20 protein-coding genes are annotated in these 23,829 nt (G+C 62.2%); 9 read left to right on the top strand and 11 right to left on the bottom strand.

What is annotated here, in order from left to right:
* Nucleotides 1-97: 97 nt before the first annotated feature.
* Nucleotides 98-982, bottom strand: a complete 885-nt coding sequence (gene yghX, locus I5S59_RS01940; RefSeq protein ID WP_197875147.1) for a YghX family hydrolase — start codon at nucleotides 980-982, stop codon at nucleotides 98-100.
* A gap of 209 nt (nucleotides 983-1,191) precedes the next feature.
* Between yghX and mexE the strand changes: the two genes are divergently transcribed.
* Genes mexE through I5S59_RS01925 form a run of 3 tightly spaced genes read left to right on the top strand, consistent with a single transcriptional unit; the run spans nucleotide 1,192 to nucleotide 7,049 of the window.
* Nucleotides 1,192-2,433 (top strand): multidrug efflux RND transporter periplasmic adaptor subunit MexE, encoded by a 1,242-nt coding sequence (gene mexE / locus I5S59_RS01935; protein ID WP_197875146.1) that lies wholly within the window; start codon nucleotides 1,192-1,194, stop codon nucleotides 2,431-2,433.
* A gap of 12 nt (nucleotides 2,434-2,445) precedes the next feature.
* Nucleotides 2,446-5,625 carry an efflux RND transporter permease subunit gene (locus I5S59_RS01930; RefSeq protein ID WP_128325571.1) on the top strand — a complete coding sequence of 1,060 codons (3,180 nt, stop codon included), beginning with the start codon at nucleotides 2,446-2,448 and terminating at the stop codon, nucleotides 5,623-5,625.
* Nucleotides 5,622-7,049 (top strand): efflux transporter outer membrane subunit, encoded by a 1,428-nt coding sequence (locus I5S59_RS01925; protein ID WP_197875145.1) that lies wholly within the window; start codon nucleotides 5,622-5,624, stop codon nucleotides 7,047-7,049. The genes I5S59_RS01930 and I5S59_RS01925 overlap by 4 nt, the downstream gene beginning before the upstream one ends.
* 230 nt (nucleotides 7,050-7,279) lie before the next feature.
* On the opposite strand, the gene I5S59_RS01920 is transcribed toward I5S59_RS01925, so the two are convergent.
* Entirely contained in the window at nucleotides 7,280-8,653 is a 1,374-nt protein-coding gene (locus I5S59_RS01920; RefSeq protein WP_197875144.1) for a DUF1329 domain-containing protein, read from the bottom strand.
* A gap of 28 nt (nucleotides 8,654-8,681) precedes the next feature.
* Nucleotides 8,682-10,598 carry a DUF1302 domain-containing protein gene (locus I5S59_RS01915; RefSeq protein ID WP_197875143.1) on the bottom strand — a complete coding sequence of 639 codons (1,917 nt, stop codon included), beginning with the start codon at nucleotides 10,596-10,598 and terminating at the stop codon, nucleotides 8,682-8,684.
* Nucleotides 10,599-10,887: 289 nt separating this feature from the next.
* Between I5S59_RS01915 and I5S59_RS01910 the strand changes: the two genes are divergently transcribed.
* Entirely contained in the window at nucleotides 10,888-12,867 is a 1,980-nt protein-coding gene (locus I5S59_RS01910; RefSeq protein WP_197875142.1) for an alkyl/aryl-sulfatase, read from the top strand.
* A 28-nt stretch (nucleotides 12,868-12,895) separates the two neighbouring features.
* Here I5S59_RS01910 and I5S59_RS01905 read toward each other — a convergent pair whose 3' ends face one another.
* Nucleotides 12,896-13,114, bottom strand: coding sequence for a DUF4287 domain-containing protein (locus tag I5S59_RS01905; protein ID WP_197875141.1), 219 nt, complete (start codon nucleotides 13,112-13,114; stop codon nucleotides 12,896-12,898).
* Nucleotides 13,115-13,235: 121 nt separating this feature from the next.
* On the opposite strand from I5S59_RS01905, the gene I5S59_RS01900 reads away from it, so the two are divergent.
* On the top strand, nucleotides 13,236-14,006 hold the full coding sequence (locus tag I5S59_RS01900) for a FecR family protein (protein ID WP_232239516.1): 771 nt from the start codon (nucleotides 13,236-13,238) through the stop codon (nucleotides 14,004-14,006).
* A 30-nt stretch (nucleotides 14,007-14,036) separates the two neighbouring features.
* Here I5S59_RS01900 and I5S59_RS26515 read toward each other — a convergent pair whose 3' ends face one another.
* Entirely contained in the window at nucleotides 14,037-14,900 is an 864-nt protein-coding gene (locus I5S59_RS26515) for a sensor domain-containing diguanylate cyclase (protein WP_197875139.1), read from the bottom strand.
* A 236-nt stretch (nucleotides 14,901-15,136) separates the two neighbouring features.
* Between I5S59_RS26515 and I5S59_RS01890 the strand changes: the two genes are divergently transcribed.
* Nucleotides 15,137-16,543, top strand: coding sequence for a DUF2252 domain-containing protein (locus I5S59_RS01890; protein ID WP_197875138.1), 1,407 nt, complete (start codon nucleotides 15,137-15,139; stop codon nucleotides 16,541-16,543).
* A 1-nt stretch (nucleotide 16,544) separates the two neighbouring features.
* On the opposite strand, the gene I5S59_RS01885 is transcribed toward I5S59_RS01890, so the two are convergent.
* From I5S59_RS01885 to I5S59_RS01865, 5 genes are all read right to left on the bottom strand, one after another.
* Nucleotides 16,545-16,706 (bottom strand): DUF2986 domain-containing protein, encoded by a 162-nt coding sequence (locus I5S59_RS01885; RefSeq protein WP_197875137.1) that lies wholly within the window; start codon nucleotides 16,704-16,706, stop codon nucleotides 16,545-16,547.
* A gap of 128 nt (nucleotides 16,707-16,834) precedes the next feature.
* Nucleotides 16,835-17,020: a DUF1289 domain-containing protein gene (locus I5S59_RS01880; protein ID WP_197875136.1), complete on the bottom strand. Its 186-nt coding sequence runs from the start codon at nucleotides 17,018-17,020 to the stop codon at nucleotides 16,835-16,837.
* A complete protein-coding gene (locus I5S59_RS01875; RefSeq protein WP_232239515.1) occupies nucleotides 17,004-17,384 on the bottom strand; it encodes a hypothetical protein in 381 nt (126 codons plus the stop codon). The genes I5S59_RS01880 and I5S59_RS01875 overlap by 17 nt, the downstream gene beginning before the upstream one ends.
* A gap of 76 nt (nucleotides 17,385-17,460) precedes the next feature.
* Nucleotides 17,461-17,961 carry a DUF4405 domain-containing protein gene (locus tag I5S59_RS01870; RefSeq protein WP_232239514.1) on the bottom strand — a complete coding sequence of 167 codons (501 nt, stop codon included), beginning with the start codon at nucleotides 17,959-17,961 and terminating at the stop codon, nucleotides 17,461-17,463.
* Between the two features lie 207 nt (nucleotides 17,962-18,168).
* Nucleotides 18,169-20,988 carry an amino acid adenylation domain-containing protein gene (locus I5S59_RS01865; RefSeq protein ID WP_197875133.1) on the bottom strand — a complete coding sequence of 940 codons (2,820 nt, stop codon included), beginning with the start codon at nucleotides 20,986-20,988 and terminating at the stop codon, nucleotides 18,169-18,171.
* 264 nt (nucleotides 20,989-21,252) lie between these two features.
* On the opposite strand from I5S59_RS01865, the gene I5S59_RS01860 reads away from it, so the two are divergent.
* Nucleotides 21,253-21,717 carry a GNAT family N-acetyltransferase gene (locus I5S59_RS01860; protein ID WP_332262044.1) on the top strand — a complete coding sequence of 155 codons (465 nt, stop codon included), beginning with the start codon at nucleotides 21,253-21,255 and terminating at the stop codon, nucleotides 21,715-21,717.
* On the opposite strand, the gene I5S59_RS01855 is transcribed toward I5S59_RS01860, so the two are convergent.
* Nucleotides 21,689-22,621, bottom strand: a complete 933-nt coding sequence (locus I5S59_RS01855; RefSeq protein WP_197875131.1) for a LysR family transcriptional regulator — start codon at nucleotides 22,619-22,621, stop codon at nucleotides 21,689-21,691. The two genes, I5S59_RS01860 and I5S59_RS01855, sit on opposite strands and share 29 nt — an antisense overlap.
* A gap of 127 nt (nucleotides 22,622-22,748) precedes the next feature.
* Here I5S59_RS01855 and I5S59_RS01850 point away from each other — a divergent pair, with 127 nt between their 5' ends.
* Together I5S59_RS01850 and I5S59_RS01845 are read left to right on the top strand one after the other, a co-directional pair.
* A complete protein-coding gene (locus I5S59_RS01850) occupies nucleotides 22,749-23,489 on the top strand; it encodes an SDR family NAD(P)-dependent oxidoreductase (protein WP_197875130.1) in 741 nt (246 codons plus the stop codon).
* Nucleotides 23,490-23,507: 18 nt separating this feature from the next.
* Nucleotides 23,508-23,723: a tautomerase family protein gene (locus I5S59_RS01845; protein ID WP_197875129.1), complete on the top strand. Its 216-nt coding sequence runs from the start codon at nucleotides 23,508-23,510 to the stop codon at nucleotides 23,721-23,723.
* Nucleotides 23,724-23,829 lie beyond the last annotated feature (106 nt).

Here is a 23,829-nt window from a genome sequence, read left to right as displayed (position 1 = left end):
GTGGCGCTGCTGGATACCATGCTGCACGGGATCGGCTGGCAGCAGAATGGGTGCCGGAAGCAATCCATAATTTCGCCAGCCGAAATAATCCAAGGGCTTATAGGTACTTTCGAAACCACGCCAGCGTCCGCTCCCACGCCAGGTTCGCCGCCGCTTCGTCATAACGCGGTGTCGAATCGTTGTGAAAGCCATGGTTGGCACCGGGATAGAAGTACACCTCGTAGACCTTGCCTGCCGCCTTCAACGCCTGTTCATAGGCGGGCCAGCCCTCGTTGATGCGAGTGTCCAGTTCACCGTAATGCAGCAACAGCGGCGCCTTGATCTTCGGTACATCCTTGGCCTCGGGCTGACGGCCATAAAACGGCACTGCCGCGCCCAGTTCCGGGTAGGCCACCGCCGCCGCATTGGCCACCCCGCCGCCATAGCAAAACCCGGTGATGCCGACCTTGCCGGTGCAGGCGTCGTGGTGCATCAGCCATTCGATGGCGGCGAAAAAATCGTTCATCAGCTTGGTCGGGTCGACGGTTGCCTGCAATTCGCGGCCTTTGTCGTCGTTACCCGGATAGCCGCCCACCGAACTCAGGCCGTCGGGCGCAAAAGCAACAAAGCCGGCCTTGGCCAGACGCCGGGCGACGTCTTCGATGTAGGGATTCAGGCCACGGTTCTCATGCACCACCACAACCCCGGGTGCCTTGCCCTTGACCGTTGCCGGGCGTACCAGGTAGCCACGCACCTGGCCATGGCCCTTGGGCGACGGGTAAGTGACATACTCGGCGCTGATGTCAGGGTCGGTAAACGCCACCTGTTCCGCCAGGGCATAGTTCGGGCTCAGCGACGCCAGCAAGGCGCTGGCGGTCATGCCGGCGAAGGTGAATGCCGCCGCACGGTCAAGAAACTCCCGCCGGTTGATCCGGCCATGGGCATAGTAGTCGTACAGTTCCAGCAACTCGGGGGCAAAGTCTTTGGCGGTGAGACGGGTCATGGGCGCGTTCTCCGTGGGGGTCGGTCAGGGCAAACGAAGCTCAGATTGATTAAAGCAGGCTTGCCGGACCCTGCTGCAGGCCTTGGGCTAGAGCGCGTTTGATCGGCTTATATCATTCCCGGTGATAGTTACCTTCGCCTCGTTCGATTCGTCGTTAATAGTTACAAATCGCAGAATCCGCCCACTATCAACAAATTGGCGGACTCCCCATGGAACAGTCACTCAAACCTTTGCGTTACCCCTTGGCTCTACTTGCAATACTGGTGATGAGTGCCTGCGGTCGTACCCCGGAGGCCGTGCAGGCTCCGGCGGCGGCCAAGGTCAGCGTGGCCAAGGTACTGGAACAACCGATCAACGAATGGGACGAGTTCACCGGCCGGCTGGAAGCCCCGGAAACCGTCGAAGTGCGGCCACGGGTGTCGGGTCAGATCGACCTGGTGGCCTTTGCCGAAGGCGCGCAGGTGAAAAAAGGCGATCTGTTGTTCCAGATCGACCCTCGCCCGTTCCAGGCCGAAGTCCGCCGCCTCGAGGCCCAACTGCAGCAAGCCCGCGCTACCGCCGTGCGCAGCGAGAACGAGGCCCAGCGTGGCGAGCGCTTGCGCAGCAGCAACGCCATCTCGGCGGAGCTGGCCGAATCGCGCACCAGCGCGGCCGCTGAAGCCCGCGCCGGTGTCGCCGCCATTCAAGCGCAACTGGACCTGGCCAAACTGAACCTGAGCTTTACCCGGGTCACGGCGCCCATCAGCGGCCAGGTCAGCCGGGCCCAGTTCACCGCCGGCAACATCGTCACCGCCGACGTCACCCCGCTGACCAGCGTGGTCTCCACCGACAAGGTGTATGCCTACTTCGATGCCGATGAGCGTGTGTATCTCAAATATACCCAGCTTGCGCGCCAGGGCCAGCGCGGGCAGACCACTCCGGTTTACCTGGGCCTGTCGAATGAAACCGGCAACCCGCACCTGGGCCAGATGAATTTCGTCGACAACCAGGTCAACCCCAAGACCGGCACCATTCGTGGCCGGGCGGTGTTCGACAACAGCGATGGCCAGTTCACCCCGGGCTTGTATGCACGGCTGAAACTGGTCGGCAGTGCCACCTACTCGGCGGTACTGATCAACGACGAAGCCGTCGGCACCGACCTTGGCAAGAAATTCGTACTGGTCATGGACAAGGACAACACCGCGGCCTACCGCGCCGTCGAACTGGGGCCCAAGCTCGAAGGCCTGCGCATTGTCCGCAGCGGCCTGAGCAAGGACGACCGCATCGTGGTCAAGGGCCTGCAGCGCGTGCGTCCGGGTTCGCCGGTCACGCCACAGGACACGCCAATGGCCAGTGAAGCGACCCTCGCCGCCCTCGCCCAACAACGTCAGGCACTCGAAGCCAGCATCCAGGGCAAAGCAGTGACCACCCCCAGCGTAAAACTTGCCAGTGCCCAGGCACCACGCGGTTAAGGGATCAGTCCGATGAATTTTTCCAAGTTTTTTATCACCCGGCCGATTTTCGCCGCCGTGCTGTCGCTGCTGATCCTGATTGCCGGCAGCATCTCGCTGTTCCAGCTACCGATCAGCGAATACCCGGAAGTGGTGCCGCCGACCGTCGTGGTCCGCGCCAACTTCCCCGGGGCCAACCCCAAGGTCATCGGTGAAACCGTTGCCGCGCCTTTGGAGCAAGCCATCACCGGCGTCGAGAACATGCTCTACATGTCCTCGCAGTCGACCGCCGACGGCAAGCTGACGCTGACCATCACTTTTGCCCTGGGTACCGACCTGGACAATGCCCAGGTGCAGGTGCAGAACCGTGTCACCCGTACCCAGCCCAAGCTGCCCGAAGAAGTGACCCGTATCGGTATCACCGTCGACAAGGCTTCGCCCGACCTGACCATGGTCGTGCACCTGACCTCGCCGGATAACCGCTACGACATGCTCTACCTGTCCAACTACGCCATCCTCAACATCAAGGATGAACTGGCACGCCTGGGCGGCGTCGGTGACGTGCAACTGTTCGGCATGGGCGACTACTCGCTGCGGGTCTGGCTGGACCCGAACAAGACCGCTTCGCGCAACCTCACCGCCAGCGATGTGGTCGCGGCCATTCGCGAGCAGAACCGCCAGGTCGCCGCCGGCCAGCTGGGTGCACCGCCCGCCCCTGGCAGCACCAGCTTCCAGCTCTCGGTCAACACCCAGGGCCGCCTGGTCAACGAGGAAGAGTTCGAGAACATCATCATCCGCTCCGGCGCCGACGGCGAGATCACCCGCCTCAAGGACATTGCCCGGGTTGAGCTCGGTTCCAGCCAGTACGCCCTGCGTTCCTTGCTGAACAACCAGCCGGCCGTGGCCATCCCGATCTTCCAGCGCCCAGGCTCGAACGCCATCGAGATCTCCGATGAAGTGCGCTCGAAGATGGCCGAACTGAAGAAAGACTTCCCCGAAGGCATGGACTACAGCATCGTCTATGACCCGACGGTGTTCGTCCGTGGCTCGATCGAGGCCGTCGTTCACACGCTGTTCGAAGCCCTGGTGCTGGTGGTGCTGGTGGTCATCCTGTTCCTGCAGACCTGGCGCGCCTCGATCATTCCGCTGGTAGCCGTGCCGGTGTCGCTGATCGGTACCTTTGCGGTGATGCACCTGTTCGGGTTCTCGCTCAACGCGTTGTCGTTGTTCGGCCTGGTGCTGGCCATCGGTATCGTCGTGGACGACGCCATCGTTGTGGTGGAAAACGTCGAACGTAACATCGGCCTAGGCCTCAAGCCCCTGGAGGCCACACAGAAAGCCATGGGCGAAGTGACCGGCCCGATCATCGCCACGGCCCTGGTGCTGTGCGCCGTGTTCGTACCCGCGGCGTTCATCTCCGGCCTTACCGGGCAGTTCTACAAGCAGTTCGCCCTGACCATCGCCATCTCGACGGTAATCTCGGCGTTCAACTCCCTGACCCTGTCGCCGGCACTGGCTGCGGTGTTGCTCAAGGAGCACCATGCGCCCAAGGACCGTTTCTCGCGCATGCTCGAGCGTTTGCTCGGCGGCTGGTTGTTCGGCCCGTTCAACCGCTTCTTCGACCGCGCCAGCCACAGCTATGTCGGTGCAGTCGGCCGGGTCATCCGCAGCAGCGGCATTGCCCTGTTCGTCTACGGCGGCCTGATCGTCATGACCTGGCTGGGCTTCTCTTCAACGCCAACCGGTTTCGTGCCGGCACAAGACAAGCAGTACCTGGTAGCGTTCGCCCAGCTGCCGGATGCCGCCAGCCTTGACCGCACTGAAGCGGTGATCAAGAAGATGAGCGAGATCGCCCTCAAGCAACCTGGCGTGGCCGACTCGGTAGCCTTCCCGGGCCTGTCGATCAACGGCTTCACCAACAGCCCGAACAGCGGCATCGTCTTCACCCCGCTCAAGCCGTTTGATGAGCGTAAAGACCCGAGCCAGTCGGCTGCCGCCATTGCCGCTGCACTGAACGCGCAGTTCGCCGACATCGAAGACGCCTACATCGCGATCTTCCCGCCGCCGCCAGTACAGGGGCTGGGTACGATCGGCGGTTTCCGCCTGCAGATCGAGGACCGTGGCAACCTGGGTTATGAAGCGCTGTACAAGGAAACCCAGAACATCATCGCCAAGAGCCACAACGTGCCGGAGCTGGCCGGGCTGTTCACCAGCTACCAGGTCAACGTACCGCAGGTCGATGCCGCCATCGACCGGGAAAAAGCCAAGACCCACGGCGTGGCCATCAGCGACATCTTCGACACCCTGCAGATCTACCTGGGTTCGTTGTATGCCAACGACTTCAACCGTTTTGGCCGCACCTACCAGGTCAACGTCCAGGCTGAGCAGCAGTTCCGCCTTGAAGCCGAGCAGATCGGCCAGCTGAAAGTGCGCAACAACCAGGGCGAGATGATCCCGCTGGCGACCTTCATCAAGGTCAGCGACACCTCGGGGCCGGACCGCGTGATGCACTACAACGGCTTTATCACCGCCGAGATCAACGGTGCCGCCGCCCCTGGCTACAGCTCCGGGCAAGCGGAAAAAGCCATCGAGAAACTGCTCAAGGAAGAGCTGCCCAACGGCATGACCTTCGAATGGACCGAGCTGACTTACCAGCAGATTCTTTCGGGCAACACCGCGCTGTTCGTCTTCCCGCTCTGCGTACTGCTGGCCTTCCTGGTGCTGGCTGCCCAGTACGAAAGCTGGAGCCTGCCGCTGGCGGTGATCCTGATCGTGCCGATGACCCTGCTCTCGGCAATCACCGGGGTGATCCTGTCGGGCGGTGACAACAACATCTTCACCCAGATCGGCCTGATCGTACTGGTGGGGCTGGCGTGCAAGAACGCGATCCTGATCGTCGAATTTGCCAAGGACAAACAGGCCGAAGGCCTCGACCCGCTGGCTGCGGTGCTGGAAGCCTGCCGCCTGCGTCTGCGGCCGATCCTGATGACCTCGATTGCCTTCATCATGGGTGTGGTACCGCTGGTGTTCTCCTCCGGTGCCGGTGCGGAAATGCGTCATGCCATGGGCGTGGCGGTGTTCTCCGGGATGATCGGGGTGACCTTCTTCGGCCTGCTGCTGACGCCTGTGTTCTTTGTTCTGATCCGCCGTTATGTCGAACGCAGCCAGGCCCGCAAGGCGGCCCATGCGCTGAAACTGGAGACTCATGCATGAACAGCCGTGTGAAACTTTTCATGCCGAGCCTGCTGGTCCTGGCCCTGGCCGCCTGTGCGGTGGGCCCGGACTACAAGACCCCGGACACTGCTGCGGCGCAACTGAGCGCCGCCAACGACCCTGCCGCCAAGGCCGAGTTTGACCGCAGCCGCTTCGAAAGCATCTGGTGGAAGCAGTTTGACGACCCGGTGCTCAACCAGCTGGTCAGCCAGTCGCTGCAGGGCAACCGCGAGTTGCGCATCGCCTTTGCCCGCCTCAAGGCGGCCCGGGCGATTCGCGACGATGTCAGCAATGACGCCCTGCCGACAGTGACCAGCCGGGCCAGCAGTGACCTGGGCAAAGGCCAGATCCCGGGCCAGACCGATGACCGGGTCAACAGCGAGCGCTACGACCTGGGTCTGGACATGGCCTGGGAGCTGGACCTGTTCGGTCGTATCCAGCGCCAGCTGGAAGCCAGCGAAGCCCAGCAGGACGCCGCCCAGGCCGACTTGCAACAGTTGCAGGTCAGCTTGATCGCCGAGCTGGTCGACGCCTACGGCCAGCTGCGCGGTGCGCAGTTGCGCGAGAAAATTGCCCTGGCCAACCTCAAGACCCAGCAGGACTCACGCGGCATTACCGAAACCCTGCGCGATGCCGGTGTCGGCAACGACCTGGATGTGGTGCGGGCGGATGCGCGGCTGGCAGAAGTCGAGGCCACCGTACCGCAGCTGCAGGCCGAGCAGGTTCGCGCACGCAACCGCATCGCCACCTTGCTGGGGCAGCGCCCGGATGCATTGAGTATCGATCTGTCGCCAGCCCAGTTGCCGGCGATTGCCAAGGCGTTGCCGGTGGGCGCCCCGGGTGAACTGCTCAAGCGCCGCCCGGACATTCGCAGCGCCGAGCGCCAGCTGGCGGCGGCCACCGCCAACATCGGCGTGGCCACTGCCGACCTGTTCCCGCGGGTCAGCCTCAGTGGCTTCCTCGGCTTTACCGCTGCGCGCGGCTCGCAACTGGGCTCGTCGGCCGCCAATGCCTGGGCGCTAGGCCCGAGCATTACCTGGGCAGCGTTCGACCTGGGCAGCGTGCGGGCGCGGTTGCGCGGCGCCAACGCCGACGCCGAAGGTGCATTGGCCAACTACGAGCAACAGGTTCTGCTGGCACTGGAAGAATCGGAAAATGCCTTCAGTGACTACAGCAAGCGCCAGCAACGCCTGCTCGCCCTGCTGCGCCAGAGCGAAGCGAGCCGCAAGGCGGCCGACCTGGCCTCGATCCGCTACCGCGAAGGCACCGTGGACTACCTGGTACTGCTTGATGCAGAACGCGAACGCCTCAGCGCCGAAGACGCCCAGGCCCAAGGTGAGGTCGACCTGTACCGCGGCATCGTTGCCATCTACAAGGCCCTTGGCGGTGGCTGGCAGGTTGAGAGCGTGGCCGCTGCGAACTGATTCAACGACTCCTTTGGTTGGTTTCTGACCGGCCCTTTGCCCCGCCTGCTCACGCTCGCGGGGCTTTTTTATCCTGTTTCATGGGGTTGACAAGCCCCCGAACCCAACGATCACACTCGCCAGAATCACCTAGCCGCCCCAAAAAAAAGGCAACCCGAGGGTTGCCTTAAAGACCAGCGTCGATCCCTTCACCGCGGCCATCAGGCCAACGGCACTAGCCCATCACCTGCTCAGCGCACGCCAGCCTGGCGCAATGCTGCAGGCGTATAGTTGGCCGCCACACTTTTGAAACCAAACTCGATGCTGCGTTTTTCTTCGTTCTTCAGACCCACCACCGAATAGCGCCCGGCCACCAGGTCATACAGGGTTTCAGCGGTATAGCCGGGCACCTGCTTGTGGTAGTACTGCTGAATATGGCCTTCCCCTACACGCCACAGCTGGCCACGGCCGTCGTAGTGATCCACCTCGGCCAGCTCCCAGCTGTCCTCGTCGAAGTACATGTGGCGCGTGGCGTAGATATGGCGCTCGTTGGGCTTGAGCTTGGCCACCACTTCCCACACCCGGTGCAGCTCGTAGCGGGTCAGGTCCTGGTTGATGTGACCGGCCTTGAGAATGTCCTCGTACTTGAGGTTCGGCGAGTCCAGCTTGTAGCTGTTGTAGGGGATGTACATCTCCTTCTTGCCGACCAGTTCCCACTCGTAGCGATCCGGTGCACCGTTGAACATGTCGTAGTTGTCCGACGTTGCGAGGCCATCGGCTGCCGTTGCCGGGCCGTCATACGCCACCTGCGGGGCACGGCGCACACGGCGTTGGCCAGCGTTGTAGAGCCAGGCCAGGCGCGGCTCCTTGACCTGGTCGATGGTCTCGTGAACCAGCAGCACGCTACCGGCCAGGCGCGACGGCGCCGTTACCCGCTGAATGAAGTAGAACAGGATGTTACCGCCCTTGTCGGCGCCCTCCCCCAGCTCCGCCGGGTAGGAGATCTCGTCCTCGAACTCGACCATGCTGAACGCACCGTTGGCCTGCGGCTGCACCCGGGTCATCAGGCGCTTGATGTTACCGCCGCGGTAACGGGTGGTGTGGTTCCATACCACTTCGACGCCCGTCTTGGGCTGCGGGAACGCGTAGTAACGGCTGTCGTTGAAGCCGACCAGGCCGTTGCCGCCATCGACCCCTTCGGTGTTAAGCGCGCTGACCTTGGCCAGCGCATAAATATTCTGCGGCACGGCAGCGGTGCGGTGGGTCTTGTACACCGGGATCTTGTAAGTGTCCGGGTAGCGCGCCAGCATGGCCATCTGCCCGGCTGACAGCTTGTCCTTGTACTGCGCTGCGTTCTGGGCGGTGATGGTGAACAGCGGCTTCTCGTCGGCAAACGGGTCGGCAAGAAACCCTTTGCTGTCCACCGCACCGGCATTGGTCGGCAAACCGCCGGTCCAGGCCGGGATGCTGCCGTCGGCGTTGCCGGCTTTTTCGGCGCCCAGCGGGGTCAGGCTGGTACCGAGCTTTTCCGCCTCCTGCGGCGAGACCTTGGCCGTGGCTGTGCCGGCCAGCAGGCTAAGCACCACGGCACCGGTATACATCAGGTAGTTATTGTTTTTACTCATCACAGGAATCCTCGTTCGGTGTCTGTGCTTAGAAGCTCATGCCCAGGCTCAGCGCCAGGAAATCGCGGTCGGTGGTGGGGTTGTAATCGCCACCAAAGAAATTGGTGAACGAAATGCCGGCGGTGTAGGCGTTTCGGTAATCGGCATCCAGCCCGAGGCTGACGGCCTTGGCGCCTTCATTGAACAGGCCGTTGGGGCCGTAACCGTCAACATCGTGTGACCAGGCCACGCTCGGCTTGAGGTTGACCCCGGCAAACACGTTGGGGTAATCCCAGATGGCGCGGGCGCGATAACCCCAGGAGGTGGTGGTGGCGTAGCCCTTGCTGTTGCAGTACTTGCTGGAGTTGGCCGCTGCCGGGGTACCGGCGAAGGTACCGGCATTGATCGCCTCGCAAGACGGCAAGCCACCGGTCAGCACACCGGGTAATGCACCCGGGCCGTACACCGGATCACGGCCGTAGCGCGCTTCAGAGGTTTTCTCCAGCCCACCGATATGGGCGACCCCGACTTCACCGATCAGGGTCAGGCGCTCCGCGCCCATGATCTGGTCGAAGAAGTGCGTAAAGGTGGTCTGGAGCTGGGTAATTTCCTTGCGGTTATAACCATGCAGGGTGCTGTCGGGGATCGACGCCGGGTCACCGCCCAATACCGAATACTGGCTGAACGGTGCAAACGCCGGGTTCAGGCCGGCAATCCCGCGTACCCCGGCATACAGCACGTCGGTGGTGTTCAACTGCACCGGCGCGTTCGGGCGGTAGCTGATCTCGCCCGACCACGCCGTGCCGGTGGGCAAGGTGGTGGAGAAGCTCAGGCCGTACAGGCGGATGTCTTCCGGGTACTCGATGAAGTACTGGCTGCCGCCCGCCACGTTGGCAATCGCCGCCCCCGAGCGCGCGGCGGCCGGAATCGCCGGTACCCCTCCGGCCAGCACCGCAGCCGATTGCTGGTAGTCGGCACGGCTGGCGGCCTGGGTACTGAAGAATGGCGCGCGGCTGTGGTAGTTCATGAAGTAGGCGCCAAACTCGGCATTCAGCGGCTCGAACAGGTAACGCAGTGCGGCGCCCCATTGGCCGCTGTCACGGGCATCGCGGTCGCTACCGCGGGGGATCACCACGCCTTCGGAGGTGGTCTGGTAACCCAGCAACGGCCCGAACGCGCCGAGCTGTGGCCGCAGGACATTGAGATTGCCGGTGCAACCATCGGCGACCACGTCGGCTTGCGAGAAGAAGGTGCCGCAGTTATCGACGACGGTCTGGTCCCATTCCAGCTGGTAGAAGGCTTCGGCAGACAGGCTGTCGGTCAGGCTCTGCGACACGTAGAACATGTTGACCGGAATCAGCCCTTCCTTGATTTCTGCCCCGGGGCGGCGGAACGCCGAGACATCGACCGGGTTGATCGAGTTGATGCTGTTCTGGATGAAAGTGCTCTCACCCCAGCTCACCACCTGCTTGCCCAGGCGCACCGAGCCCGGTTGCTCGGCGATGGTGTAGTTGTGATAGACGAAAGCATCGAGCAACTGCGCTCCGGACGCCTTGGCGCCCTCTTTGCGGCCGTGGTCGTCGATGTCCTTGAACGGCCGGCTTTCATCCTTGAGCTCGAAGTCATACCAGTACTTGCCACGCACGAACACGCCGCTGTCGCCGTACTTGAGCTCAAGGTCGTGGATGCCCTTGAAGATCTTCGAGAAGGTTTCGCCTTTCTTGAAGTTGAGATGACCGTCATCGCTGGTTTGCGATAGCCCCGAACCGCCATTGTTGCCGCCGATATAGCCCTGATGCGGGCTTTGCGTCGACCAGCTGGCCCCTACCGACAAGGAGGAGTCGAACTGCCCTTCGATTTCTCCGAGGGTGAAGTCCACGGCGTGAGCCTGCCCCGCGATGCACAAGGCAATGGTGCTGGCCAAAGCACTGCGTTGGAACCGTACGCGTTTTGTTGTTGTAGTCATGCGACTAATCCCTGCTGTTTGCCAATCGGCGTTGAATCGGTGGCCAACGCTAATGATTCAGGGATGCGGAGGTAACAGGCGAAGGAGTGATATTGAAATTCATCCGAAAGGATGAGGATTTTTGCCCATGGCCATCGGTCTGCCTGCAGGCGAGCGCGGAGCTGGCTGCGTCGCGCAGTGACAGGCCGAGATTCATCCCCGCAGTCACTCCTTTTCAGTATTGGATGGCCGCGACCGTGCCCCTAAGGTGCCGGGTAGACGTCTTTCGCCCCTCACTTACAGGTGATTCATGCTCTCTACCCGATCGTCCCGCGCTTTCGCGATGGCAGCCGCCCTGCCCTGGCTGGCCCTGTCGGCGCATGCCGAACCCGAAGCACCCAAGCCCGCCACCGAAATTACTCGCCAGGCCAACGCCGCCGTCCTCAAGGCCCTGCCCTTCAACGACCGCCAGGACTTCGAAGATGCCCAGCGCGGCCTGATCGCCCAACCCAAGGAGCTGAGCATCCGCGATGCCAGTGGCAAGGTGGTCTGGGACATGGCGACGTACCAGCGCTACATCGGTATCGACAAGGCGGCACCCGACACCGTGAACCCGAGCCTGTGGCGTATTGCCCAGCTGAACATGCAATACGGTTTGTTCAAGGTCACCGACAAGATCTACCAGGTGCGTGGCTACGACCTGTCCAACATCACCTTCATCGAAGGCGAGACCGGCTGGATCGTCTTCGACCCGCTGCTGTCGGTGGAAACAGCCAAAGCCGCACTGGAGCTGGTGAATGAGCACCTGGGCAAAAAGCCGATCGTTGCCGTGGTGTACAGCCATTCGCATGCCGACCATTTCGGCGGCACCCGGGGCATCATCAACGAGCAGGATGTCAAAGACGGCAAGGTGCGGCTGATCGCCCCGCCGGACTTCAGCGAGCATGCGGTGAGCGAGAACATCGTCGCCGGCAATGCCATGTCGCGTCGTGCGGTGTACATGTATGGCGCGATGCTGCCACGCAGCCCTCAGGGCGGCGTCTCTGCAGGCCTGGGCCAGACCATCTCGACGGGCCAGATCTCGATGATCCACCCCACCGAGGCGATCACCCGAACCGGCCAGGAACTCACCGTCGACGGTGTGAAAATGGTCTTCCAGCTGACGCCGGGGTCCGAAGCCCCGACCGAAATGAACACCTATTTCCCGCAGTTCAAGGCCTTGTGGATGGCCGAGAACGTCACCCGCCAGATGCACAACATCTACACCCTGCGCGGCGCCGAAGTGCGGGACGCCCTGCAGTGGTCACACTTCATCGAGCAAAGCCTGGAACTCTACGGCGACAAGGTTGACGTCGAGTTCCAGAGCCACCACTGGCCGACCTGGGGCCAGGCGCGCATTGCCCGTTTTCTCGGCAAACAGCGTGACCTGTACAAATACGTGCATGACCAGACCGTGCGCCTGATGAACGAAGGCTACAACGGCGAGGAAATTGCCGACGCAATCACCCTGCCACCGGAACTGGATCAGGAATGGTTCAACCGTGGCTACTACGGCACCCTGAAACACAATGCCCGCGCCGTGTACCAGCGCTACATGGGCTGGTACGACGCCAACCCGTCCAACCTCGACAACCTGCCACCGGTACCGGCGGCGAAGAAGTACGTCGAGTACATGGGCGGCTCGGCTGAACTGCTGCGCAAGGCCCGCGCCGACTTCGACAAAGGCGAGTACCGCTGGGTGGCCGAAGCACTCAAACATGCTGTGTTTGCCGACCCGGACAACCTGCAGGCGAAAAACCTGCTCGCCGACACCTACGAGCAACTGGGCTACCAGGCCGAGTCCGGCCCGTGGCGTTCGGTGTACCTGCAAGGCGCCTATGAACTGCGCAACGGCGTGCCGCAGAGCGGCGGCCTGAAAACCGCCAGCGCCGACATGATCCGCGCCATGTCCCCGGAGATGCTCTTCGATTACCTGGCGGTGCGCCTCAACGGCCCGGCAGCGGCCGGCAAGAAAATCTCGCTGAACCTGGACTTCACCGACCTGGGCAAACAGTACAACCTGCGGGTGGAAAACGGTGTGCTCAACTACCGTTACACGCCAGCGCCAAATGCCGACGCCAGCCTGACACTGAAGATGAGTACCTTGCTGGACATCCAGATGGGCCAGGGCTCCCTGGCAGAGAAGATCAAGGACGGCGAGGCAAAACTGGAGGGGCAACCCCAGGCGTTCGCGACGTTCATGGGGCTGCTGGACACCTACAAATTCTGGTTCAACATCGTTACCCCTTAACGCCGGGCAACTGGCCGGGCGGCATTGCTCATTTGCCTTTGCCGCCCGCCAGGAAATACGCCACCAGCGCATTGGCGTGACCGTGGCCCATGCCGTGCTCGGCCTTGAGCCACGCCACCATCTCCATGTGCTTCTTGCCGCTCAGGGTTTGCAGCAGGCTCAGCCAGTGCGCTACCGGCTGGCCGTACTTCTTTTCAATGGAAGGGAAATAGGACGCGGGTCCTTTTACTTTAGGTTCTTCGCTCACGCTGCAAACTCCCTATCTGCCTGGTGGGGGGCCGTGGCCCGGTCGCGATTCGGTCAGCCCTGGAGTATAGGCTGCACGCCGTGGGTTACACTCAAGTCAAGACCGGCAAGCGTAGATGCCCATGAAGCCTGCAGTACCCGCACAGGTGCGCCGCCAGGGCCGCAACCTCTCCATTTTTGCCCTGCTGGCATTGATCAGCGCCTCCACCCTGCTGGCCAGCCCGTACCTGCAGCAAGGCTTTGCCCTGGCGGACCTGAGCACGGCCAGTAATGAACGGCGCAGCGAACGGCTGGGCGATGGCAGCCAGATCGATCTGGACGCGAGCACCGCCGTTGACCTGCAGTACGACCCTCAACAGCGCCGGGTCAACCTGCTGCGCGGCGAAGTGCGGGTGCACGTCGCCGACGATCCACAACGCCCGTTCAATGTCGTCACCCCGCAAGGGAGCATCCGTGCGCTAGGCACACGCTTGATTGTCGAGCGCCTGGAAGATGCCACGATCGTCACCCTGCTCGAGTCCGCCGCCCGGGTCGACAGCGCCGGGCATAGCCGGACGCTGAACGCTGGCCAGCGCCTGCGTTTCGATGCAACAGGTCCGGGTGTGGTGCAAGCGGTCGACAGCCAGGCCGTGGAGACCGCCTGGAACACCCATCATTTGGCCGCCGATGACCAGCCACTTTCCGAGGTGCTCGAGCGCCTGGCGCGTCACCGGGCAGGCCTTGTGTGGTTCGACAAACAGGCGTTGTCGACGCTGCAGGTGACGGCGACGGTACCCACCGATGACAGCGATCGGGCGCTGCGCCAGTTGGCAGGCACCCTGCCCATCCAGGTCCGGCAGTACAGCCCGTGGCTGACGGTGGTTTCGCTAAAGCCCGAGCGGGCCGGCAACTGAATTCATTGCTGCTGCGTGCTACCGACCCTGTCAGCCGGTTACCGAGCGGTGGCGCTTGATCCGGTACATATCGCCATCGGCATGGCGCAGCAGGGTGTCGGCATCCTCCCCGTCGGCGGGGTAAAAGGCCACGCCGATGCTGCAGGACGGCATTTCCATACCATCGAACTCGGCGCCCAGTGGCTCGGCCAGCACCGCAAGAATCTGCCTGATTTTCTCGTACACGGCATCCGGCGACTGGATGTCGGTCAGCAGCAGCGTGAACTCATCGCCGCCCATGCGCGCCACCGTGTCGGTTTCGCGTACGCAGCCTTCCAGGCGCCGGGCAACGGTGCGCAGTACCCGGTCGCCGATGACATGCCCATGGGCATCATTGATGCCCTTGAAGTCATCGATATCGAGAAACAGCAACGCCAGGGTGTTCTGGTGACGGTGGGCCGAGCGCAGGGCCGAGTCCAGCCGGTCAGTGAACAGCGAGCGGTTGGTCAGGTGCGTGAGCGGATCATGGTGGGCGAGAAAGCGCAGCTCCTCTTCAGCCTGCCTGAGGGCGGTGACGTTACGGGCGACACCGATCCGCGCGCCCACCTCGTCAGACCAGTACGCCGCCCAGAGGATGTGTACGACGCCGCCATCCTTGCGCAGGTAACGGTTGCGAAAATCAACGTGGGGCTGACCATTCATCACACGGACAATCGAGGCCTGGGTGGCCGGCAGGTCGTCGGGGTGAATGTAGTGGGTAATCGGCGTGCCCGTCAGTTCGTCGGCGCGGTAACCGAGCAATGCCTCGCAGGCATCGCTGACAAATACGATCTGATTGTCCCTGTCGACCACGAAAACCGTGTCCAGCATCAGATGAATCAGCTTCGGGAAGAGTGCTTGCAGGTCCACAGGCATAGGTCAGGAAGTCCGGTTCATGAGTGTTGATCAATGCCCGATCATCCATGGCGGCGGCGAGGACTTCCTGTTCCCGAACCGATTGCGGCGCTTATTTGTACCCTGAGCGCGCGCCTTTTTCGAGCCCCGGCGACAACATTCACGCGCTGACGTGCACTGCCAGTGTCGCCGGCCCACCGTTTGTCCTGCATTCCCCTTCTACACTCAGTCACATTACCCGCCCGCAGAGTTCTCCCATGGCTACGCTCAATGATCGCTTCAAGGAAGGCCGCGATGCCCGCAAGCACTGTCCACGCAGTACCCAGGCGATTGTCGGCAACGTCAGCCGCAACCCGATCCCGCTGATCAAGGCCTCAAGCGAGGGGCGGGTCAAATCGCTGGTGGCCCTGCGCTACGGGCGCATGCTGGTGTCGCCGTTCACCTTCTACCGGGGCAATGCCCTGTTGCAGGCGCACGACCTCGCTGGCACGCCGACCATGGGCCTGGTTTCACCGATCTGTGGCGATTGTCACCTGATGAACTTTGGCGGCTTCGCCACCCCGGAACGCAACCTGGTGTTCAGCGTCAACGACTTTGACGAGACCCACCCCGGCCCCTGGGAGTGGGACCTCAAGCGCCTGGTGGCAAGCTTTCTGGTGGCCGCCCGCGACCTGCGTCATGGCGATTCGGTGGGCGAAGCCGTGTGCCTTGAAGTGATGCGTTCCTATCAGCAGACCATGCTCGAGTGCGCCGAACAAAGCGCGCTGGAGACCTGGTACGGCGCAATTACCTACGAAGACTTGCGCAAGCAGGCCAGCAAGACCGCCCTCGAACATGTCGAGCGGGCCATTGCCAAGGCCGAACGGCGCACCCATGCCGAGTTGTTGCCGAGAATCACGGAACGCGATGCCCAGGGCCGCCTGATCATTCGCGACGACTTGCCGGAAATATTCCACCTGCATGGCAGCACCACCCTGCTGGACGCCGATGATAGCTGGTTGCACGACTCGGACTGGCGCAAGCACCTGGAAAAATCGATGCGCGAGTACCGCACCACCCTGCAGCCTGACCGGCGCCATCTGCTGACGCGCTTCAAGGTGCAGGACCTGGCTTTCAAAGTGGTAGGCGTCGGGAGCGTCGGTACGCGCTGCCTGGTGGCGCTGTTGACCGACGACCAGGGCTCGCCGCTGTTCCTGCAATTCAAGGAGGCACGTCGCTCGGTGATCGCCAACTACGTCAACACCCGGTACCGGGTAAAGCATCAAGGCCAGCGGGTCGTCGAAGGCCAGCGGGTGATGCAGTCGGCAAGCGACCTGTTCCTCGGCTGGACCACCGGGCCTTTGGGGCGGCACTTTTACGTGCGCCAGCTGCGCGACATGAAGATCTCGGCCGAACTTGAAATGTTCGATGCCGATACTTTTGCGGCCTACGGCAGGGTCTGTGGCCGTGCCCTGGCGCGGGCCCACGCCAAAGCCTCCGGTTGTGCACCACTGATCAGTGGCTATATCGGCAAGAGCGATGCGCTGGCCGAAGCGATGTACCAGTTCGCGCTGACCTATGCCGAGCAGAACGAGCACGACTATGAACGTTTTCAGCTGGCCTGCCGCCAGGGGCGCTTGCTGGCACGCTCAGAGGCCGACTTTGCCGCCGACCACCAGCCGTAGCTCAGCTTTCCTGGGGCGTTTCTGGGGCCTGGCTGGCTTCAGCCTCCAGTTTTGCCCGGTCGGCTTTGCTGATGTATCTGGGTTTGCTTTTCGGCGCCAGCTTGGCGCTGGCCTTCTTGGCGTGTGCGGTCAGGAGCTGTTTGATTTTCTTGCGGCGGTTCATGCTTTTTACTCAGCATTGTCAATGCGCGAATGATAACAGCTGCGCCCCAGAACGGAGGACGTGCTATGCGCAACTGTCTTTGTGGGAGCGGGTTTACCGGGACGCCGGACCGGTAAATCCCCTTCTACTCAGTTTCTTTTCTTTTTGTTGATGCTCTTCATCCGCGCGCTGGCCTTTTGCACCGTGGCCATTTTTTCCGGCCGCTTCATCCCCCGCCACTTGCGGATCTCTTCCTTGGTACGCCCGCAGCTCACGCACATTTCGCTGTTGAGCTGGCACAGCGATACACAGGGGTTTTCAATGTCTTTGGCCATGCTTGCCCCCGGAGCGTTGCCGTGCATTCAGTCGTGCGACCCAGTCACCCCCGTGCTTCGCGGCACAGCGCTCCTCGGAATCCATCTCGAGGTGGGAGGCGATTGCTGTCACGGTAATGCCAATGTCCTCAAAGGCCTCCAGCGTCAGTGCCTGCATCCTCGCAACGCCTGGGCCGGCGGTAGCGGCGTTCATGTTGCTGTCGGTATCGAACACCCAGGTAACCATCAAGCTCTCTGGAAAGCGCTCGTAGTCGACCCGGTGGGTGAGCCACTCAAAGCCGACAAGTTCACCTTTGGCCACTTCACAGGCATGGGTCAGCGCTCGCGCCAGTTCTCGTTCCATACCTGCGTGTTTGCGTTTCATTGATGCCACCCCGCGCTCTCCGCGCTCAAATAAGGCGAGGGCTTATCGCTGATGCCGGCCCAAGAATCAAGCCCCCTTAGCGCCCCTCTTTCATCAATTGCGCGATCAACTGCGCCGGTTGCAACTGCGCCGCTTGGGCGATCTGGTTCAGTGTGTCGCTGGACGACGTCACCGAAAGCCCCTGGCGGCGCAGGCGGGTAATCAACTCGTCAGGCGTGGTCTTGAACAATGCCGCGCTGTCAGCCAGCGGCGCGTTGGTTACCAGTTGAACGGCGGCAAACGCAGGGTTGCCGCCCTGCCGGCCGCCGCCAGACGGAATCGCAAACGGCACCGCGACCAGCAGCGAGAGCAACAGCGGCGCAAACAGCGACTTGCGTTTGACGTAGCCCATCATCGGCCCCCAGTTCTTCCACAGGTGCAGCACAAACGGCACCAGCAACACCATGCTCAGCCATTCATGCATGCCATGAAACAGCCCGGGCGCCCAATGGAAGAACAGCGCCACACCCGACACCATGGAAACGATGAAGAAGCCAGTGGTCAGCGGCGTGGCGTAGCGGTTTATCAGGTTTTTCAAGGCAAGGACGTCCATGGTTTCGTGACCCGGGCAGCAGCGTGCAAGCAAACGCGCCGGCCTGATCACGAGGGAGTTTGTTCTGAGTAGTAAGGCTGCGAATGGTAGCGGTGATTGCTGTAAAGAGTGTGTAAGCCAGGGTAAAGTTTTGAAACAAATTAACCCTGGGCTGATGCCTTGCGCATCAACCCAGGACGGCCCCCCTATTTGTCAGGCCACTCGCTCAACCGAGTCAGCCAGGCGTTTGTTCCGGCCCTTGTTCCAGCTCAACATGACGATTCGCACGCCCTTGTTCCAGCAGTACCCCACCACTACCCCACCGATGACGGCCAACACCACAGCGAATGCGGGCTGATCGAAGATGCGCCGGGCTATGGACTGGAACTGGAAGTGCGTCAGGTAGATGTACAGCGTCGAGGAAGCAATCAATGCGCCTGCCCGCGCCAGCAGGCCAGGCACCGGAACGGCCTTGAGCCAGATCAGCGCGAGCACCGCCGGCAGGGCGATGTCGATGTATTTGCCACTGGCAAATGCCTCCCAGCCGAGGCCCGCCATGGCGAACGCGTCCTGTTCGCCAATCACCAGCAACGCCATGGCACTGGCACCCCACTTTTGCGCGTTTGAATCGGCAAAGTGCACCGCCATGCCCAGCACCAGGATCGCCAGGTAGTGCTGGGGTACCCGGTTGTACAGCGCCGAGGCATCGAATACCCAGCGGTTGAGCACCACATCCAGCACCACCAATGCGCAGGAAACGACCATCAGGCTACGAAACGGGTTCGCCATGATCGCGGCGCGCACACGTTTGAACGACAACGCCAACCGGGTGATCACCAGCATCTGCACCAGCACTTCGATGTACCAGTAGTTGAAATGGCCGACCAGATCCTGAGTGAACCAGTTGGAAATCAGTAGCAGCGATTGCCAATGCACGGTGTCGAACACGGCCTGGGTCAGCGCGGTGTACAAGAGGGTCGGTACGACAATGGCGGCAACCGACTTGACCAGCATGCGGGCGTCGCCACGTTCATCGATGGCCTTGAGCTGGAACCTTGCCAGGCTTAGGCCGGAAATCATGAACAACACGCTGGTCTCGCCGCCGAACATCCAGGTCGGGAACTGGCGAAAATGACCGACGACAATCAGCACGATGCACACGACCCGCAGCAGCACCGGCGTTTCCATGGCCCACAGCGACAACTTTGAAGGCTTGGGCTGGTTGGCCCGCTCGGCCAGCTCTCGCACCGGGATCTGTTCCCAGCGGTTGGGCAAATGGCCGATCAATTGCTCCAGCACCATCGAGGCCTGGACGAACGACAGTGAATCGCCGCCCAGCTCTACAAAGGTCAGGTTGGCGTCGACGTTCGGCACCTGGAGTATGTTCGCCCAGGCTTCGCTGAGTTTCAGCGCCAGCGGCGACAGGGTCTGGCTGGTACTGGCGGTGCCTGCCGGCGTGGCGTCGACCGGCGCCGGCAACGCGCGCCTGTCGATCTTGCCGTTGGGTGTCAACGGGATGGCGTCGAGAAACACGAACAACGCCGGCACCATGTAGTCCGGCAGTTCACTGCTGAGGGCATCACGCAGTTCAACCGCAGTCACCGGCTCAGCGGCAACGCAATACGCCACCAGCCGGAGCATGGCGCTGTCATTATTAGCCAGCACCACGCACTGTTTGATCCGCGGATGGCGGGCGATGGCAGTTTCGATTTCGGCCAGTTCGATGCGATGGCCACGGACCTTCACCTGACTGTCAGCGCGGCCCAGAAAGGTGACGCTGCCATCGGCGAGATAGGTGCCCAGGTCGCCGGTGCGGTAGCAGATGTCCGCCGGCTCGGCGGTGAACGGGTTGATGACGAATTTTTCCCCGGTCAGGGCGGTGTCGCCCCAGTAGCCCAGAGACAAATACGGGCTACGGATCAGAATCTCGCCCACTTCGCCTTCGCTTACCTGGTTGCCGGCTTCGTTGATCACCAGCAATTGCGCGCCTTCTATACCTTTGCCCAGCGGGATTCTGGTGCTGTCGACGTGTGGATCGACACGATGGAAGGCCATCGCCTGCGGGGTTTCCGTGGTGCCATAGAAGTTCACACTGATCGCCGCGGGCGCAATCGCGCGCACCTGTTGGTACAGCGCAACACTCAACGCATCGCCGCCCCCGAACCAGTAGCGCAGGCGATCGAGTGTCAGCGCGCTCATCCGCGCACCGGTCTCAATCAGCTTGCCCAGCGGCGGGGTCAGGTGCATCACCGATACATGATGGCGGTGTATCCACTCGGCCAGTGCCGACGGGTTGATCAGCGTCGCCTGGGCCGGGCAGATGATCGTCGCGCCAATCGACAGCGGCGTGAACACATCCCGGTACACCGGGTCGTGGCCAAGCCCCGACAACAGCGAAAAGTTGTCGTCACGGGTAAACCCGTGCTCGCGCACATGCCACGCGATGAAGTGCACCAGAGGCGCGTGATGGGTAACGATGCCCTTGGGCTCGCCGGTACTGCCCGAGGTAAAGGTGATATAGGCCGGTTGTGCAGGATCGACTTCGGGCAATTGTGCTTGATCGAAGGCAAATTGCCGCAACGCCTTATCAGGCGTTTCCGGCACCTGGACAACCTGCGGGGAATGGCCTGCACGCTGCAGGCTGAACTGCGCCGTGGTGGCCTCACCACACAGCAACACAAAGGCCGGCTCAAGGGTACGGATGATCTGCTCGACGCGGGCCGCCGGATAGGCGACGTCGGCAATGGTGAAGGTCAGGCCGGCACGCGCGGCCCCGAGCATGGCATAGACCAGCCCCGCACAGCGGCTCGAGACAATCACCACACGGTCGGAAGTGGCGGCGCCGTTTGCCAGCAGGAGCGCCGCAATACCCTGGCTGATCTGGTCAAGCTGGCCATAGCGGCAGGTAGCGTCGTGAGCGATGATGGCTGTTGCGTCGGGTGAGCGTCTTGCCTGCTGTAGAAAATCCTGGAATATCGGGCGCTCGACGCAGTAATCCAGGCTCAGCGTCGGGTTCGGGCGCAAATCCACCATGATGTCTGCTTACTCCGCATGATCAGTACGTATCGAACATCAGCGCCCGGCAAGCCCAGGCTCGATAGCTGAACGCTAGTGCACACTGGTCATCAGCGCCAATAGATGACGACCGCTGCGCGCTCGATCGCAGGCTGCGCAAGCTCCCACAAATACTGGGGGAGCCATGGTTTACTGTGGGAGCTGGCGACAGCCGGCGATGGGCTGCGTAGCAGCCCCGAAGCCCCATATAGGCCACACGAGTACTCAATCAGGAGATGCCCAGTGCCCCCCGTAACGTCTATTCGCCAGGCCAATCTGACAGATGCCGATGCCATCGCAGCGCTGGTCAATGAGGCCTACACGCCGTATATCGCCCGAATCGGCAAACAACCGGCGCCAATGCTCGACGACTACCGGCAGGTCATCAGTGAAGCCGAGGTGTACGTTCTCACCCAGGAAGAGGCCGTTGTCGGGGTGCTGGTGATGAGCCAGGAAGGTCGCGAACTCCTGCTGGTCAACGTCGCCGTGTTGCCGCGCTGCAAGGGCCAGGGCCTTGGCAAGGTGCTGATGCAGTACTGCGAAGACCATGCGCGACGTGCCCAGTGCACCGCCATTCGCCTGTACACCCACGAGCTGATGACCGAGAACATCGCGATCTACAAAAAACTGGGGTACCAGGAAACCCGCCGCGCGACAGAGAACGGCTTTGCCCGCGTGTTCATGCACAAGGCGCTGCCGGAGGGCTGACGCCTGCCTGAATCAGGTAATCGATAAACACCCTGACCCGCAGCGGCACATGCCGGGCATGCGGGTAGATGAGCATGAACGGTCGCGACGTCCCGCCAAACGCGGCCAGCACCTCCACCAGTTCACCGTGGTCGAGCTCCTTTTGCACGGTGAACCGGTAGGCCTGCATCACCCCTGCCCCGTTTTTCACCAGGGTGACGGTCGCCAGGTAATCATCCAGGCAGGTGTAGGTCCCTGTGGTTTCCAGCTCCAGCCGCTTGCCGTCTACCTTGAACGACCAGGGCGCCGTGCGCCCGGTGCTGGGCATTTCGAACTGGATGCACTCGTGCCCGGCCAGCGCCTCCAGCGTCAGCGGCGTGCTGGCTCGCGCCAGGTAGGCCGGTGTCGCCACCACCACCAGCTCGGCCTCCTCAAGACGCCGGGCGATCAGGCGTGAGTCCGCCGGTTCACGGCCACGAATGGCCAGGTCATAGCCTTCTTCAACAAAGTCGATGTTGCGGTTGCTGACGTGAATGTCCAGGTGCACCTCAGGGTAGCGCTGGCGAAACGCAGGCAATAGCGGCAGCAGTTTGTAGTGTGCATAGGGCGTGGGCACGCTGATACGCAACAGACCGGACGGCACGCGCTGCCCACCCGTTACCTCGCGCTCGGCGTCGAGCAGTTGCGCCAGCGCCTGGCGGCATTGCTCGTAATAGTTCTGTCCGCCTTCGGTCAGGCGCATCTGGCGCGTGGTACGCACGAACAAGCGCACCCCCAGGCGCTCTTCGAGCCTGGCGACAGAGCGGCTCACCGCAGCCGGGGTTACCCCAGCCAACGTGGCGGCGCGGGTAAAGCTGCCGGTTTCGGCCGCCAGGCAGAACAGTTCGATACTGCCCAGTTGCAGGTCGTCAAAGTGACGCGTCATGGGTATCGCCATTGATTACGTGATGTATCAATTGAAATGACATTCAGCGCATTTTTCAATGATTCGTTGCAACTTAAAGTGTGCTCCACACCCCAGGCACCTTGCCTGATTCACTGGAGCATCGATCATGAACGCAACAAAAACAGTCATCGTTACCGGCGCCTCGAGCGGCCTCGGCTTTGCCATCGCCAAGGCCTACCTTGAACGGGGACACAATGTGGTCGGCAATGCACGCACCCTGGCGCGCCTGCAGGAGGCTGCCGCGCAACTGGGCAACCCGGCGAACTTTTTGCTGGTGGCCGGCGATATCGCCAAACCGGAAACCGCCCGGCGTCTGTTCGAAGAGGCCGTGGCGGCCTTTGGCAAGGTCGACATCCTGATCAACAACGCCGGCATCTTCATTCCCAAGCCGGTGACTGACTACACCGAGGGCGATGTCGACGCCATCGTCGACACCAACCTGAAAGGCTTTTTCTACCCGGCGCAAGCCGCCGCCAGGCACATGTCCGCCAATGGCAGCGGGCATATCGTCGCGATCACCGCCTCGCTTGCCCTGCAACCCAATCTCAAGGTGCCCGCGTTGCTACCGGTGCTGATCAAGGGCGGGCTGAACCAGGCAGTTCGTGCACTGTCGCTGGAGCTTGCCGCCGCTCACGTCCAGGTCAACGCCGTGGCGCCGGGCATTATCGATACCCCGTTGCACCCCAACGACCCGCAGACCCAGGCTGCCTTGAAAACCCTGGCGCCTACCGGCCAGGTCGGCGCGCCGCAGGACGTGGTCGACGCCGTGCTGTACCTGACCGATTCGACCTTCGTCACCGGCGTGGTCATCGCCGTGGACGGCGGCGCCAGCAGCGGTACCTGGTAACCCACCGAGGAGCATGTCATGCCGTATGTAAACATTCAGGTGACCCGCGAAGGCGTGACCGCCGAGCAAAAACGCCAGTTGATCGAAGGCGCCACGGCCTTGCTGGAGCAGGTGCTGAACAAGCCGCCCTCCACCACCTTCGTGGTGATCGAAGAGGTCTCGACCGACAACTGGGGCGTCGGCGGCGAAACCGTGACGGCACTGCGTGCCAGGCAACAGTCAGGTAACGGCTGAATGAACCAGGGCCGGTACTCTGCGGTGTGGATTACTGCACTGCGCCTGCAGAGACCGGCCAGCGGCCATCGCGCAAAGCACAAGACTTCCGGCTGAAAAACCGGAT

It is taken from the genome of Pseudomonas alkylphenolica (assembly GCF_016009175.1).
Lineage (GTDB): Bacteria > Pseudomonadota > Gammaproteobacteria > Pseudomonadales > Pseudomonadaceae > Aquipseudomonas > Aquipseudomonas alkylphenolica_B.
The sequence above is the reverse complement of the archived record's forward strand: the minus strand, read 5'-3'. Positions and strand labels throughout refer to the sequence as shown.